Consider the following 15,426-nt stretch of genomic DNA (forward strand, 5'->3'; position numbering starts at 1 on the left):
AAGGAGACAGAACCATGCAGCTTGCCCACGTTTCTATCGACCATTTGAGTATCTCGGCGGCCAACATGCGGCATTCCAAACGCGCGCCCGATATCTCCGACATCCTGCCGTCGGTGCGGGCACGCGGCGTGCTGGTGCCGCTGCTGGTGCGGCCGAACGGATCGCCGGACAGCTTCGAAATCGTCGCCGGACGGCGGCGCTATTTCGCGGCCAGAACCGTCGCCGACGAACGCGGCGAGGTCGACCCGCTGCCATGCGCCATCATGGAGGATGGTGACGACGCCGATGCGCTGGAGGCCTCGCTGATCGAGAATACCGCGCGGGACGATCCCGACGAGGTTTCGCAATGGGAAACCTTCACACGGCTCATCAAGGAGGGGCGCGGCGTCGCCGATATTGCCGTCACCTTCGGGCTCACCGAGCATCAGGTGAAACGCATCCTGGCGCTTGGTGATCTGTTGCCCAAAATTCGCGAGGCCTATCGGCGCGAGGAGATCGATACCGAGACGGTGCGCCATCTCACGATGGCCTCCAAAGCGCAGCAGAGGGACTGGCTGGCGCTCTACGCCGATCCCGAGCAACATGCGCCGCGCGGCTGGCAATTGAAGCAATGGCTGTTCGGCGGCCAATCGATCTCCACCAAAGTCGCGCTCTTCGCCATCGAGGATTTTCCCGGCTTGATCGTGTCCGACCTGTTCGGCGAGGAAAGTTATTTCGCCGACGCGGACCTCTTCTGGCAGAAGCAGAACGAGGCAATTGCCGCCAAGCGTGATGCCTATATCGAAGCCGGATGGTCCGAGGTGGTGGTGCTGGAACCCGGCCAGTACTTCCATTCGTGGGACTACGAGAAGACGCCGAAGAAGAAGGGCGGCAAGGTCGTCATCACCGTCTCGCAGCGCGGCGAGGTCGAGGCTCACGAAGGCTACCTGTCGCGCAAAGAGGCGCGCCGCGCTCGTTCCAACGGCGAGGCAGGCGAGGAAGCAGAGACACCGGCGAAACCCTCACGGTCCGAGCTCAGCGGACCGATGCAGAACTATGTCGATCTGCATCGCCACGCAGCCGTGCGGACAGCCTTGCTTGACCATCCGAGCATCGCCCTGCGCCTGATGGTGGCTCATACCATTACTGGTTCGAGCCTTTGGCAGGTGCGTCCTGAGCCGCAGCGCGCCGCAAACGAGTCGGTGGCCGCAAGCATCGCCAGCTGCAAGGCCGAAGCCGCTTTCGCTGAAAAACGGCGCGAGGTTCTGGCACTGCTCGGTACGATCGACGAGGAAGGTCCCGTCGCCGGCGGCAATGGCGACGACTTCGCGCTCGCCAGTGTCTTCGCGCGTCTGCTGGTTCTTTCGGACGAGGATGTCTTCAGCGTCCTGACCCTCGTGATGGCCGAAACGCTCGCCGTCGGCAGCGCCATCATCGAGGCGCTCGGCAACCATCTTGACGTCGATATGCGCGACCATTGCCAGCCGGACAACGCCTTCTTCGAGCTGTTGCGAGACAAGGAGGTCGCCAATCAAATGCTCGCCGATGTCGGCGGCACACACGTCGCCGAAGGCAATGCTTCGGAGAAGGTGAAGACGCAAAAGAAGATCATTCGCGATTTTCTTGCCGGCGAGAACGGCAGGCAGAAAGTCGAATTCTGGCTGCCGCGCTGGATGAAATTCCCGGTCGAATCCTACACGGATCGCGGCGGCTTCCGCACCGCCGATCAGTGGTCCAAGGTCCAGTCGCTGTTCGTGTCTGAATGATCATTTCCGTAAGGCGGGTGGCGACGTTGCGGACGTCGCCGCTCGTCCGCATGCCGGGCTGTATCGAGCGCGCGGCAAGTGCCTTCGGTGTCGCCGGGCCGCTCCAGTTCTCACCCGGCGCACCATCCTTTGATCTTGGGGCGAAACCTTGGCCGCTGGTCTGGATCGGCGCTGGCTGCGTGGGCAGGATTGCGTTGGCACGGCACCGGAGTGCCGGTGGTCTCAACAGTAGCTTGGCCTTTGTCTGGCTCCGTGACCGCGTCTCCAGTCCATCTTCGTTGCTTGTTGCCAGGACCATTCCCCTGCGGCTGGCTTGTCGACCTATGGGCGGATCCGGCCCGCCCGAAACCCTCGCCAGCAACTTCTTTCCCCGCCGCCTGCGGCGGCTCCTCGCGCCGCTTCGCTTCAAAAAAGCTCCCCGCTCGGGTCCTCCGCTGTCGCTTCGGCCCTTCGGGTTCGGGCGGGTCGGACGCGCCCATCACGGTCCGCCATCGCAGGGGAATGGTCCCCGGCGACAGCAAAAAGGAGACTTTCAAATGACCGCGATCGGATATGTCACCAAGCAGGAGAACGGCAGCTACAAGGGCCAGCTCAAGACGCTCAGCGTTCGTGCTGACATCGACATCGTGCCCAACCAGGCCAAGGGCGCCGACAGCCATCCCGACTTCCGGGTGCTGACCCAAGGCGTCGAAGTCGGCGCCGGCTGGGTCCGGACCGGCGAGGCTTCCGGCAAGGATTATGTGAGCCTGTCGATCGCCGCCCCCGAGTTCGGACCGCGAAAACTCTACGCCAATCTCGGCCGCGCCGCCGGCCAGGACGATGATGACACCTATGCCATCATCTGGAACCCGGCCGACTGACCGGCACTGAGAAAGCCCCCGCGCCGCCACCGGCGCGGGGGCACTTCCAAAGCTCTCCATCCCCGCCCCAAAGGGGCGGCGAAAACTCCCGACCGACTCTTCGCCCGTCCCGCAAGCGCTCTCGCTCGCTGATCCTTGGCACGGCCTTCCATCGGCGAAACGAGGATCATCATGGACGACGAAAACGAACGCGCTGCCCGCGCCAAGAAGGGCAGTCCGTTCCTCAACACGGCGCAGGCTGCCTTCTATATCGGCCTTTCACAACGGACATTGGAGAAGATGCGGATCAAGGGCTACGGCCCAAAGTTCCGCAAGCACGGCCGCTTCGTCCGCTACCACATAGACGAGCTCAATGAGTGGTCGAAAGGCCGCCAGAACGAGATCGATACCGATGATGGAGGCCGCTCATGAGCCGGCGCCCGTCCATACATCTGGCCGGCAGTGCTCTGCGTCGAATTCGGGCACGCAAGGTGATCGCCGTTGCTGCGATCGGCCTCAGCCTGATTGGCATCACGGCCTTCGCCAGACCGGCGCCTTGGCTCGTCTGGAACGCCTCGGCGAGTGCGCCGATCGGCCTCTACCGCGTCGTCACTGGAGCGCCATCGCGTGGCGATCTCGTCCTCGCACGCGCACCGGAATTCATTGCCGATGTTGCTGCTGAGCGCGGCTATCTGCCTCGCAATGTGCCGCTGGTCAAGCGCGTCGCAGCACTACCGCGCGAGCATGTCTGCGCTTTCAACGAAGCGATCATCATTGGCGGCGAGATCGCCGCGCGGCGGCTCGCAACCGATACCCAAAACCGTCCGCTGCCTTGGTGGAGGGGCTGCCGTTTGCTGGCAGGCGACGAGGTTTTCCTGCTGAACGGCGACGCTCCTCGCTCCTTTGACAGCAGGTATTTCGGGCCAGTTCCGATCCAAAACATCATCGGGAGGCTCGTGCCGCTATGGACCGAGTGACCCTCCTCATGCTTGGCATGATCGCTGTCGCGCCATGCGCCTGTTCCGCCTCGACCGACGCTGAGCCGGTCGCCATCTCCCTAGGTCCGCAGCTTGGAAAGTGGCAGCAGTTCGTTACTGAAGCAAGCCAACGTTTCCGTGTCCCGCAGGTCTGGATATACGCTGTCATCGATGCCGAGAGCGGCGGCAGGACCATGCTCCACGGTCGTCCACTCACCTCGCGCGCCGGCGCCATGGGCCTCATGCAGGTGATGCCCAAAACATATAACGAGATGCGGATCGAACACGGTCTCGGCGCCGACCCGTATGATCCGCTCGACAACATTCTGGCTGGAACCGCTTACCTGCGCGCCATGTATGACCGGTTCGGATTCCCTGGTTTGTTCGCTGCCTACAACGCCGGACCGGAGCGCTACGACGACCATTTGCAGCGCGGACGACCGCTGCCGTCCGAGACGGTCGATTATCTCAGAAAGCTCAATGCGGCCGGCGTTTCGGCTGCGGATATCAACGTGTTCAAGAGCAAATCTCCACCCGCAAAGGCGCCCAAAGCGTCCTCCGGGCGGTCACTCTTCTTCCTGCGCGACGGCGTTCGCGCGGGCAATCCGAACGGGCAAATTCTGGTGCCGCTCGGATCAGATCGAGCTGGATCGGAACGGCCGGACGGCAGGTGAGGTCCGAGTGTGGCGAATTTGGTTGGAGGCGGGTGGGGGGAGGTTCGCGGAAGGCAAGATAAAGGGACCGCCTCCCGGAGGCGGTCAAGTCTTTGTCTGCACATCGTTTTTGCCGGAGGCTGTTCACGTGCCTTGGAGGCTGATGACGGCAACCCTTTGATCTGGCGCCAGATTTCCGGGAAGCTTCACGTGAAGAATGATGAATTCAGGCCGAAGCTTGGCAAAATCGGCTCGCAGGGCTCGAAGGCAGGAAAGCGCTTCGCCGGCCAGGTCCGGGCGGCGATCAACCGAGCCGGCGGCAAACCCCGTCGTGGCGGCCGCTTCACAGGAAGCCGGGCAGGGCGTGGTGGCGCTGCTGCGGCGCTGCTCAAATCACGCGATCGCTACGCCGCCTTTCGGCTGCGACGTGTCGTCGTCAAGGCACGGGTCGTCAAACTGGCCGGCAAGGGTTCGGACGGAGCGCGCGCACACCTGCGCTACCTCCAGCGCGACGGCGTCACCCGCGATGGCGAGTCTGGCCAACTCTATGGTGCTGACAAAGATCGGGTCGATGGCAGAGCCTTCCTCGATCATGCCGACGGCGACCGGCATCAGTTCCGTTTCATCGTCGCTGCCGAAGACGGCATTGGGTATGACGACCTCAAGCTACTGACCCGGCGCCTTATGGCGCAGATGGAAGAGGACCTCGGCACGAAGCTCGACTGGGTTGCCGTGGACCATTTCAACACAGGTCATCCGCACACCCACATCATCGTCCGTGGCAAGGATGATCGTGACGAGAATCTGGTGATCGCGCGCGAGTACATCTCCTCTGGTCTGCGAGAGCGGGCGGCCGAGCTGGTGAGCCTCGACCTTGGTCCGCGCACGGATCGCGAAATAGAGCAGCGCCTGCGCCAGGAAATGGAGCAGGAACGCTTCACCAGCATCGACCGCCAGCTGCTACGCAATCGAGATCACGACGGACTTGTTGCGCCGGATGGGCGGGATGCATTTCGCCAGACGTTGCAGCAGGGACGCCTGCGTAAGCTCGAGCGGATGGGTCTTGCGGCGGAAATCAACGCGGGCCGCTGGCGCCTGGACGATGAGCTCGAAGCAACACTGCGCCGGTTGGGCGAGCGTGGCGACATCATCAAGACCATGCATCGTGAACTGACTGGCCGGGGGCCTGCTCGCAGTGCCGCAGACTATGTTGTCCATGATCGGCCGGGACAAGAGACCCAGCCTATTGTCGGGCGCGTTGTCGCGCGCGGACTGAGTGACGAGATCAACGACCGGCATTACCTCATCGTCGACAGCCTGGACGGTAAAAGCCACTATATCGACATCGGCAAAGGCGATGCCAACGAACCGACCCCTGACGGCTGCATCGTCCGGGTCACACCTCGGAATACTGAGCCCAGACAGGTCGATCGCACGATCGTCGACGTCGCGGCGGTGAACGGCGGCCGCTACAACAGCGATATCCATCTCAGGCACGATCCATCAGCCACCGAACGCTTTGCCGAGACCCACGTCCGTCGGCTTGAGGCGATCCGCCGTGCCACCGGTGGCCTGGAGCGAAAGCCGGATGGCACTTGGATCATCGCGCCGGACTATCTGAAATGCGTTGCGGACTACGAGCGCCAGCGGGCAAGGGCCGAGCCTGTTATGGTCGACAAGCTTTCTTCATTACCATTGGAACGGCAGGTCGGCTTCGACGGTGCCACCTGGCTCGACAGTGAGCTGGTTTCCGACAAAGCGGAGCCCTTGCGCAATTCTGGCTTCGGACGCGAGGTACGGGAGGCACAAGCCCGTCGGCGCCAGTGGTTGATCGCGCAAGGGCTAGCGCACGAGGAGCAGGACCGGATCGTCTGTCGCGCCAACATGCTGGCGGTCCTGCGTCAGCGCGAGCTGAACCGCGTTGCCGGTCAACTGTCGGACGAATTTGGACTGTTGTATTCCGAAGCGAAGCTTGGAGTTCGGGTAGAAGGCACGCTGCGCCAATCGATCGAACTTGCCAGCGGCAAATTTGCCGTCATCGAGAAATCGCGCGAGTTCACCCTCGTGCCATGGCGGCCGGTGCTCGACCGTCAAATTGGCAAAGACGTCTCTGGCATCATGGGGCGGGAGGGGATTTCATGGACCATCGGCCGGCAGAGGAGCGGGCCGAGTGTTTCGTGATATGGCTGCACGGAATCTTCGTCCAAATGTGCCTGCAGGGTGCTCCGTCGAGAGTTTAATGATTAGCCGGCCAATTTAATGGGGATGGAAGTAATGAAGGCTTAAGCGACTGATAAGGCAACATTATCATTCGTTTTGTCTTGCCGACAAGCTGTGCGTTTTTGGCCGAAATTGATGGCATAAAGCGCACCGCCGCTTTACCCTGGAAAGCATGATTCGCCTCGATCCAGCGATCGCTACGTCCGTCCTCACGCCGCCCACCGTTCCGGCCTGGGCGCTAGGCCGGGACGCGCCCAGTGACGCGGCCGCCGCCTTCCAGGCGGGAGCCGCACTGGCTTCGCTGGACACGCTTGCCCGCGCGCAACCTGCTTGGGCCGGCGCCTGGCGCCAGCGGCTGGCGCTCAACTGTGCCGCCGCCTCGATGCGGCTCGCCGGCCGCGCCGAGGATGAAGCCGCGCTGCGCGATGCCTGGCAGCTTTGCCCGGCCGGCGCCGATCCGGGTCCGGCCGGCACCATTTTTGGCGCCTGGCGCCAGTTGGTGCTGCAGCCGCCGGCGGTCAGCGCCGATCGGCTGGCAAAAGTGGCCGAGATGCTCGGGCTCGCCTGGGACAATGAGGCTCTCACCGACCTCTGCGCGCAGATCGAGCAACTGGCGGGCTCCCAACGCCCGGCGCCGTTCGCGGCGGCGGCGATCGCCACTCACGTCGTCGCCATGCGGCCCGATGCCGAGCTGTTTGCCTGGTGGCTCGCCGACCTGGTGCTGGCGCGGGACTTGCGCTGGCCGCGGCCGTTGCCGCTGTTGATAGCGCGGGCTTTTGGCCCGGTCTTCCGCGCCGAGGCCGGCGGCGGCACGCGCATCCGACCCGGGCAAAAGGGTTTTGAGCGCGCGGTCTGCGTCGCGCTGGTTCAGGGAGCGGCCGAGGCTTGTCGGTTGGCGGCCGAGTTGTCGCGCCGCGCTGAAAAACTGCTGGCGGTGGCGCCAAAACTGCGCGCCAAGGGCGCCGGCGACGTGATCGTTTTGCTCCTGAATGAAGATGCCGTGGCCGGATCGCTTGTGACAAAGAACCTGTCGCGCTTTGCGGCGCGGCGGCTGTTCGAGCGCCTCCAGCACCTCGAGGCCGTGCGCGAGCTCTCCGGCCGTCCGACCTTCCGGCTGTTTGGGCTGTAGCGATGAGCCAAGCCTCCGTCCGCCGCAAGATAGACGATCAGCCGGCGTTGCTGGACACCGAGCTGGAACATCTGCCGCCGGAACTGCGCTGGCGCGAATGGATGGGCCGCGTGGAAGCGGTGATCTTTGCCGCCAGCGAGCCTGTGCCGCGCGAGGTGCTGGCGCGGGTGGTGGGAAAAAACTGCAATCTCGACCTGGTCATCGACGACATCCGCGCCGAGCTCGCCGGCCGCCCCTACGAGTTGGTTTCCGTCGCCGGCGGCTGGCAGCACCGGACCAAGAAACTCTTTGGCGACGCCATCCACGCCGCCTTCGGCACCCCGGCGGGGCAGGGTACAAAAGAGCTGACGCAGTCGGAGGCGCTCGTGCTGATGTGCATTGCCTATTTCCAGCCGATTACGCGTGGCGAGCTGTCTTCCTTCTTCGGCAAGGAGGTGTCGCGCGACCTGATCGGCGTGCTGCGCGGCCAGGACCTCATCGCCTCGGGGCCGCGCAGCCCGCAGCCCGGCGCGCCCTATACCTATGTGACAACCAAAACCTTCCTGTCGCAGTTCGGGCTCGACACGCTGCGCCAGTTGCCGGATTTTGAGGCGCTCGAGGACGCGGGCCTGCTGTCGAAGGAGAAGCTCCTGGCAGGAGACACCTCTCTGGGGTTCATAGGAGCACAGTCGGATAAGAGCGATATTTTTTTCTGACGGTTAGCGCCGATAACAGATGCGCATGACAGCCATCGGCGCCATCTTTCATCGCGGACAGAACACCTATTGCAAAACGATCAGTATCGGGCGGTACTGAAGCGGGAAAGGGGAGTGCTTCGAGTGATTGCTTTTGAAAGGCTTCGACAAAAGAGAGTGCGCTCTGCGCCCAGTAATCTCCCCCCGGCACTCCGAGAGATTATCGATTACCGCAAATCCGGGCTGAGCCTTAATCACATTGTAGGCTGTCCTTTGGATTGCGGCTACTGCGTCAGGCACATCTTCGCAAACTACGAGATGAAACGCCCTCACCTGATCGTGGACGATGAGGTGGCGGTTGAGCAACTGGTCGGTCATTGGGCGTTCGTGCCGCATCGAACACCTCTGCAGATATTCAACCGGGCGACAGACCCATTTCTCCCCGGTGTCAAAGATCATCTCTTTGCCACTTTGAAGCAGATCGATGATCGTGGTCTTTCAAACCCGGTGCTCGTGATCACCAGATGGGAAATCGATGCCTCGGACGTGGCTTGGCTGGAGACGCTAAGGAATGTCAAGCTGACGATCCTGGTGACGTGGTCGGGGATCGACAACGACAGGATCGAACCCGTCTCGTCACGCATCGCGGAACGATCGCTTGAGGTCTTGCGGAGCGCGGCCAGCCGAACGAAAATCGTGCTGTATTGGCGGCCGTTGATAGCGGGATTGAACGATACGTTTGCCCATCTGCAGCACGCGCGCGCACTCGCGCAGTATGCCGATGCGACCGTTTTTACCGGTTTGTTTTTCAGGGAGGAAATCCGGGAACATTTCCGGGCTGCCGGAATCCCTGACCTTTACCAGGAAGTTGCTCGGCGCAAAATCCTTCCCAGCTCGGTCGAGCGGCGCGTGCTTCGCGCGTTTGAAGGTGTCCCGATATTTCGCAAGACCTCGTGTGGCGTTGCATATGCCCACGGAACGGCGGATTACAACGGTCATTTCGGGATAAGCGAGATCTGCGATATCTGTCCCAACGACCAACGAGCACTCTGCGGCAAGGCGCATCGCCGCCCAGATATTGATGAGGTGCGGAAACTGGCGGAAATGGTCAACCTACCAACCGACAACGCTCTAGTGACGGACCGGGCCGTAGAGGTGAGCGGCAGCACCGAGTATCAGCGCTACTTCATCCAACACGCGTTGAACTACCAAGTGCACGATCGCGCCCAACCTCATCGACCATATCGTCACGGCAGAGCGGAGGTCGGTTGGGAATGAGTTCGGACCGATATTGGGTCATAGATGTCGAAGGCAACGGCGCCTCCCCCCCGGAGATCGTGGAATTGGCCATGATAGAGCTCTCAGCGCTGGTGCCGACCGGAAAGCAATTCCATTGGCTGGTGAAGCCTTCGCAGCCCATCCAACCAGCGGTGACCAGGATCCATGGGCTTACAGATGATGACATCGCCGATGCGCCGGAGATTGCAGACATAGCCGATGAAATTCTGACTTGGACTCAAAATGGGAGGATCATAGGTCACAATGTCCGTGTCGAGTTGGAGACCATCCAGCGCGAGATTCCGGAGTGGAAACCGGTCGCCGCGATAGATACGCTCAAGCTGGCTCGGTCCTTGAAACCGGGCCTAGATTCCTATGGCTTGGAAAAGCTCGGTTCATTCTTCGGGCTTATCGATGAGGCCGCCCGGCGAACGAACCGCAAGCATCATTCCGCCCTCTTTGATGCGATGCTTACCGCGCTGATCTTTGCTGACCTATTGATGCCACTGGAGCAAAGCGCGCGCGAGGATTGCCTTCGCGACGCCGATGTCCTCTTTAGCCGACAGAGCAGCTTCTTATGACACGAACCGTCGTGAAAATCGGGGTAGCAGGAACACACTCGACCGGAAAGTCCACTTTCCTGGAGAGGCTTAGGTCTCGGTTGTCTGATGGTGGGTACAAGACCGGACAAATCGAAGATCTTGCAGCGCGCGCCCGCGCCCGGGGCTTTCCGATTCTGACCCAACACACGTTCGAAAGTACACTCTGGATCATGGCAGAGGGTATGAGGCTGGAAGCTGAAGCCTCTCTGAATGAAGATGTTATCTTGATCGACAGGCCGGTCTTCGACGCTCTGGGCTATCTTCAAGCTGCGTTGCAGATTTCCGGCCGATCGCTTCCTCCTCGGCGAGTCGAAGAGCTGCAGACCATCGCCGCCGCTCACGCTGGCGACTACGACATCATTCTCCTTACGGAACTCGATCCAAGCATTCCCCTTGGCGAGGGTCGAGATGAAAATCAAGCATTTCGTATTGCGGCTGGCGAGCACATCGCAGCGATCGCCGATAGATTTGGGTTGCAGCCACTTCGTCTCACCTCTGGAAATGCAGATGAGCTCCTGGAGACTGTTTACGGCATGATCATCAAAAGTCTCCCGCAGGCACAGATCTCCTGCCATTGCTGCACAGAGTGACAGCACCAACGCCGCCACATCCATTTTAGTAGGTCCTAGTCACTTCTGGCGCCGGCCAAACGTTTAATCTGAAATCATGCCGCTCTGGGCGAGCCGTCAGTAGCGCTTCTGAGTATTGCGTTCGGGCAACTGAATAGCCGGCGGCGTCAATCCATTCGATGCCGTCGTCGCGGACTACAGGGCGCACATCATAGGACCCGCGCCGACCGTCCGTTGCCGTGAGCCGGGCTGCGCTTCCCCGTACGGCCTCTGCAGCATCTCCTTGCCTCACGAGCGTCCTTTGCCATTCAAGGAACCGTTGCGGATCGATCAGCGTCTCAGCGCCACGATCGTAGCCTTCTTGTGCGAGCCATGCTTCGAATGCCAAACGTCTCGCCGCCGCCTCCTCGCGGGTCTGCGCTATCCCTTGTGCGAGAGCGAATGCGACGAAGGGATCGAGCGTGCCCCAGCGCAGAAGTTCGCGGAACCAAAAACCTACCCACGGCAAGCGGGTCGTCGCTCGCCATGTATCGAGAGTGGGCGTTTCTAGACCGGCCGCATTCTCGCCCCAGGCTCGTGCCACCGCTGCACCAACTGCAACTCCCAGCTTAAACTCGATGTTGTCAGCGACAAAGCGTTGCCAGGAGCGTAAGCGCTCGGCCTCCGGGGCTTGAGAGCTGGGTAGCTGCATCCACCAGCCCATGATGCCGCGCCAATTCGCAAGCGAAGCTTGATCGTTGACGGTGTCTCGCACGCGGAAGCCAATCCCGGGCTCCGCCCGGACGCGCTCTCCGAGACGGATGAAAAGTGCGAATTTTTGTTCTGTTGGCCACGCGCCATACTCGACTGCTCCTTGCAGCTCGGCGATCAGCTGAGGTGCCACAAGTTCGAAGCGCCGTCCGATATAAGGCGTGAAGCCGTACTGGTACAGCCGTTGACGCTGCTCCGTGTTTGGGTAGAGCCGCTCAACAAAGGCCCGTCCCCGCCTCACGAAGCTTCGTTCCAACCAAGCCTCTTCGGCAGCGGCAACGCGGGCGAATGTTCGTTGCCACAGGTCCTGCAACAGCGCCTCGGTTCGCGCCCCATCCAAAACCTGCTGGTCCGCCCGAGCGAGTTCTTCGATCGCGCTGAGCAGGAACCCGTCCAGCTCGTCAAGACTGTCGCCGAGCTGATCCGCCGGAATGCGCGATGCGACGCCGAGATTGGCGCCGGCGCCTTCAGGCAGTGTCGCTTCCAGCCAGGAGAGAAACTGTTCTTCCGTTCGAAGTCCGGATTGCGCCGCAGCCTTTTGCCAGATGGAGCGCAGGAGTACGACAAGCGGACTGTGCACAGGACCGGCCGCTTGCTCCGCCTGAAGTCGGCCGAGCAGATTGTTATAGTCGGCCTCTGCTCGCCGGATTTGACGCGATTGCTCTCTGCGCTGGCCGCGCGCGGTGGTCGAGACAGCTTCCGGGAGCGCCACCAGCGTCATGCCCTCGATCGACTCCGCTGCGCCCGGCCGACCCGCACGGCCCGCCAAGTTGCGGAACTCAGCAGTCGACATTGGCACTACGATCGGCTGACGAGCTTGGGCGTCGTAGCTGCGACGCTCCAGGCTGGTCAGGAATATGATGTCGAATGGCAGATTTACTCCTTCCGTCAGCGTTGCCGTGGCGATCGTGACCGGACAGATCCTGCGATCGATAAGGTCGGTCATCAGCCGCCGCAGGCGCTGTGGCATCTGACCATGACTCGTCGCGATGCCGCGATCGAGCAGGCGGAGTTCGAACGACTGCTGGCCACAATAATCGATGCAAGCTGCACGGGCTTCCTCAAAGCGCGCCTGCCCCTCGGCGTCGATCGGCGGGACGAAGGGCGGGACAGTTTGCCATCCGGGAAGGTCAAACGCCTCAACATAGCGTTTCATCAAGCGCTCCGGCGATTGAGCGACCGAAATCAAAACGCGCCGGTTTCCCTCAAGCAGGTGCAGCGCCGTCCACAAAACATACAACTCGTTGTAGTGCGGCAAGCTGTTCCGAATACCGGCTGCAGGAAGCGGCATGGCTGGGAGGCGTAGCGGAAGGTAGACTGGCGCGTCTCGTCCTCGGACATAGAGCGGCTGACCATTCACGATATCGAGGACGGCTTCAGGCGCGCGTCGTGGATTTACCCGCAGGCCGCCAATCAGCTGCCGGCTGCTGCGATAACCCAAGCCAACCGGCATGGCGTCTGCACGCCCCTCTATCCATCGAGCAACGGGACCCGCCGCGCCGCCAGCGACCGCGGTCAAGGCTATTCGCGCCATTCCCGGCTTCACCGAGAATAGTCGCGATACCATTGCCTCCAGTCGCATCGCTCGGCTGGTGTGGGCGGCGAGCGCCTCCTGCGCGTTGGCGTCATTCTCGCTGACGACCTGATGTGCCTCGTCAAGGATGAGCAGTCGCAGCCGCTGGACCAGCAGGTGACCCACATAGCGCATCAACGCCTCGGCCTTCTCGACCGTGGCGATCAGTACCACTGGACGGTCAGCGGTGAGCCAGTAGTCGGTGATCCCCCAGTCGGCACCGCCGTAGAGCCCTGTCACAATCAGGTCGCTACCCAACTCTGCCGTCAGCTTTGCTTCCACCTCGCTCGCCAGCGCACGTGAGGGAACTAGGTAAAGCGCAAGTGGTGCGGCCCCTGGTTGTGTGTCAACCAAAAGGAGTTCCTTCACGAGGGCCAGATTGGCAACCAGAGTCTTGCCTGAACCGGTCGGAGTGCAGAGTGCAAAGCTGTTGCTCGTGATGAGGCGTTCGAGACCTTGAATCTGCGACGTCCACAACACACCTCGACCGCGAGCATACTGCTCACGCGCGAACCTCCACATCCGCGCTTGCAGTCCCGGTACGTTTGCCGTCAGTCGCGAGACGCGGCCATGAAGGCTGTTGTCGGAATACCGCTTTGCGGTCGCCTCGATCAGATTGATCAGTATCCATAATTCGTCGCTGGCGAGGCGTGTCGCCAATGCGCTCAGGCCCGACAGTTTGTTCGCCGCATGCTCGATCCGGGAACTATTGCCTCTGCGGAGACTGTCGCCAATCAGACCGACAGCGCGCACCAATTCGACCACGACATACCAGCCAATCTTGCTCGCGGGGGGCGCGGGTGCGCCCGCGTCCCGATCGTCTGGCGCGCGAGCAACCTCGACGCCGTCCTCGGCCGGTTCGTCGCTCTCAATGTCCGCCTCGTCCTCCGCTACAAGGAGCGGGCCCGAGCCGTCCCGCCCCGTAAGCGCGGGGTTGTCTCTCCAGAATGCGGCAGAACGCTCGAGCAGACGGTCAAAGTCGGTACTCAAAAACGCAGCGAAGATTTCTGCAACACCCCGACCGTACCCCCCCTGACGCAGCAGACTTGTCGCCATCGCGGGCAGGCCAGCCAACTGATAGGCGCCGGCAGCAAGCAACCCGACGGGCACGTCGCGGGTGACTGAGTCAGACGATCGTGCCAGCCATTCGAGTAACTCGGCGGCACGTCGGTAGCATCCGAGCGCGTCCACTGAGCCTTGTCCCTCTATCTCCCGGAAGATCCCTGCGGCATGTAGCAGCCGACGAGCATCGTCGAACTGCTCATGTGACTCGCTCTGGGCCCACCCGATAGTTGGCACGTGCCAAGAGTTCTGCAGACTTCGAACGAACAGACGCGCCTGTGCCGGCGTCAGCTCGTTTTCGGCGGCCCGGCCAAGGCGGATATTCATCGCCAGTTCGCGACGCTGTTCGTCGAGCCGAGCCATCATCGATTATTCCATAGAGACCGATAGATTTGCTCGATGAGCTCGACGCCGCCCTCAAGCACCAGCTCGACGACCTGCAGTGGCCGCCCAGCGGTATATTCCGGCGGCGGCGCCGCCACCGGAAGATAGGCTTGGCCCGCGCCTCTCCGCGCTGCCCGATTGCCGGCGACGAAGACCAGATCGGTTCGAGGAAGAGGTGCTGCCCCGATCAGCAGGGCCCGATCGAGAGACACGATCGCTTCTGCATACTCATCGCGCGCCTTTTCGCAAAGTAGTCGGTGCATTTGCTCAAGGCCTTGTGGCGCCGGGAGGCCACGGTTCATTTCATTCCAAACGCCGTCGTTGCTTCGCACTCTCGCCCCTGCCGGGCCAGTCCAGCTGCCAAGCATCATGTCGTTCATGGCACTCGGCGTGAGCGCAGCGCGCCACTTCGCCTCCCCGGCAATGAACCGTACGACCTCACCACTGACCGGATCAATTCCAAGCGCAATGAAGTCATTCCCATGACGTCCGGAAACCTCGCGAACGCGAGCCGGGTCGCGAGCCAGATCAAATATGTAGGCCTCCACTTCGGCATGGTACCGGAACAGGAAGATAGGAATCGTCCATTGGTGGCCGCCGATGAACCGATAAGCTTGGGTCATCAGACCGGCCATTACCTCACCGAACAGTCCTTTTTTCGCGGTCGCTGGGAGGCAGCTCGGATACTGTGCATCCGCGCCTGGGCCATCCGCGTCTGGATGGAGGTCGATTCTGGCGGCACGATGAAAGACTTCCCGGGCGTCGAGGTGAGCGGACTCGAAATACGGGCGCAACTCCTCGACGACAGTGTTGTCATTTGCGACCGCCTGTTCGAACAGCAGGTGTCCATAGTTTCCGTTCATCTGCGCGGCCCCTCGGAGCCAGCGATTAAGAAGAGGCATTGGCGGCGGGTAATTATGCAGCATCGGATATTCGTCCGCCCAGCCCGATCGTCGTAATCTCGATCCGCC

13 protein-coding genes are annotated in these 15,426 nt (G+C 61.9%); 11 read left to right on the top strand and 2 right to left on the bottom strand.

Features of this window, described 5'->3' with window-relative positions; genetic code table 11:
• The first annotated feature begins 14 nt into the window (after positions 1-14).
• The 11 genes from QAZ22_RS14300 (at position 15) to QAZ22_RS14350 (ending at position 10,707) form a co-directional block, all read left to right on the top strand.
• Positions 15-1,745, top strand: a complete 1,731-nt coding sequence (locus tag QAZ22_RS14300; protein ID WP_278207406.1) for a ParB/RepB/Spo0J family partition protein — start codon at positions 15-17, stop codon at positions 1,743-1,745.
• 536 nt (positions 1,746-2,281) lie between these two features.
• Entirely contained in the window at positions 2,282-2,605 is a 324-nt protein-coding gene (locus QAZ22_RS14305; RefSeq protein WP_278207407.1) for a DUF736 domain-containing protein, read from the top strand.
• A 171-nt stretch (positions 2,606-2,776) separates the two neighbouring features.
• The gene (locus tag QAZ22_RS14310; RefSeq protein ID WP_278207408.1) at positions 2,777-3,016 is read left to right on the top strand and encodes a helix-turn-helix domain-containing protein; all 240 of its coding nucleotides are present in this window, start codon (positions 2,777-2,779) and stop codon (positions 3,014-3,016) included.
• On the top strand, positions 3,013-3,561 hold the full coding sequence (locus QAZ22_RS14315) for a S26 family signal peptidase (protein WP_278207409.1): 549 nt from the start codon (positions 3,013-3,015) through the stop codon (positions 3,559-3,561). Before QAZ22_RS14310 ends, QAZ22_RS14315 begins: the two co-directional genes overlap by 4 nt.
• Positions 3,549-4,235 (top strand): lytic transglycosylase domain-containing protein, encoded by a 687-nt coding sequence (locus QAZ22_RS14320; RefSeq protein WP_278207410.1) that lies wholly within the window; start codon positions 3,549-3,551, stop codon positions 4,233-4,235. The genes QAZ22_RS14315 and QAZ22_RS14320 overlap by 13 nt, the downstream gene beginning before the upstream one ends.
• Before the next feature lie 189 nt (positions 4,236-4,424).
• The gene (gene rlxS, locus QAZ22_RS14325) at positions 4,425-6,395 is read left to right on the top strand and encodes a relaxase/mobilization nuclease RlxS (protein WP_278233626.1); all 1,971 of its coding nucleotides are present in this window, start codon (positions 4,425-4,427) and stop codon (positions 6,393-6,395) included.
• 211 nt (positions 6,396-6,606) lie between these two features.
• The gene (locus QAZ22_RS14330; protein WP_278207412.1) at positions 6,607-7,563 is read left to right on the top strand and encodes a DUF1403 family protein; all 957 of its coding nucleotides are present in this window, start codon (positions 6,607-6,609) and stop codon (positions 7,561-7,563) included.
• A 2-nt stretch (positions 7,564-7,565) separates the two neighbouring features.
• A complete protein-coding gene (locus QAZ22_RS14335) occupies positions 7,566-8,258 on the top strand; it encodes an SMC-Scp complex subunit ScpB (RefSeq protein WP_278207413.1) in 693 nt (230 codons plus the stop codon).
• A 123-nt stretch (positions 8,259-8,381) separates the two neighbouring features.
• Complete coding sequence (locus tag QAZ22_RS14340; RefSeq protein ID WP_278207414.1) at positions 8,382-9,515, top strand: radical SAM protein; 1,134 nt, start codon at positions 8,382-8,384, stop codon at positions 9,513-9,515.
• Positions 9,516-9,586: 71 nt separating this feature from the next.
• Positions 9,587-10,096, top strand: a complete 510-nt coding sequence (locus tag QAZ22_RS14345; protein WP_278207415.1) for a 3'-5' exonuclease — start codon at positions 9,587-9,589, stop codon at positions 10,094-10,096.
• Positions 10,093-10,707 (top strand): AAA family ATPase, encoded by a 615-nt coding sequence (locus QAZ22_RS14350; protein ID WP_278207416.1) that lies wholly within the window; start codon positions 10,093-10,095, stop codon positions 10,705-10,707. The genes QAZ22_RS14345 and QAZ22_RS14350 overlap by 4 nt, the downstream gene beginning before the upstream one ends.
• A 25-nt stretch (positions 10,708-10,732) precedes the next feature.
• On the opposite strand, the gene QAZ22_RS14355 is transcribed toward QAZ22_RS14350, so the two are convergent.
• Positions 10,733-14,437: a DEAD/DEAH box helicase gene (locus QAZ22_RS14355; RefSeq protein ID WP_278207417.1), complete on the bottom strand. Its 3,705-nt coding sequence runs from the start codon at positions 14,435-14,437 to the stop codon at positions 10,733-10,735.
• Complete coding sequence (locus tag QAZ22_RS14360) at positions 14,434-15,318, bottom strand: aminotransferase (protein WP_347566944.1); 885 nt, start codon at positions 15,316-15,318, stop codon at positions 14,434-14,436. The genes QAZ22_RS14355 and QAZ22_RS14360 overlap by 4 nt, the downstream gene beginning before the upstream one ends.
• Positions 15,319-15,426 lie beyond the last annotated feature (108 nt).

Origin of the sequence: Mesorhizobium sp. WSM4906 (assembly GCF_029674625.1) — a bacterium.
In the GTDB taxonomy this organism is placed as follows: Bacteria; Pseudomonadota; Alphaproteobacteria; order Rhizobiales; family Rhizobiaceae; genus Mesorhizobium.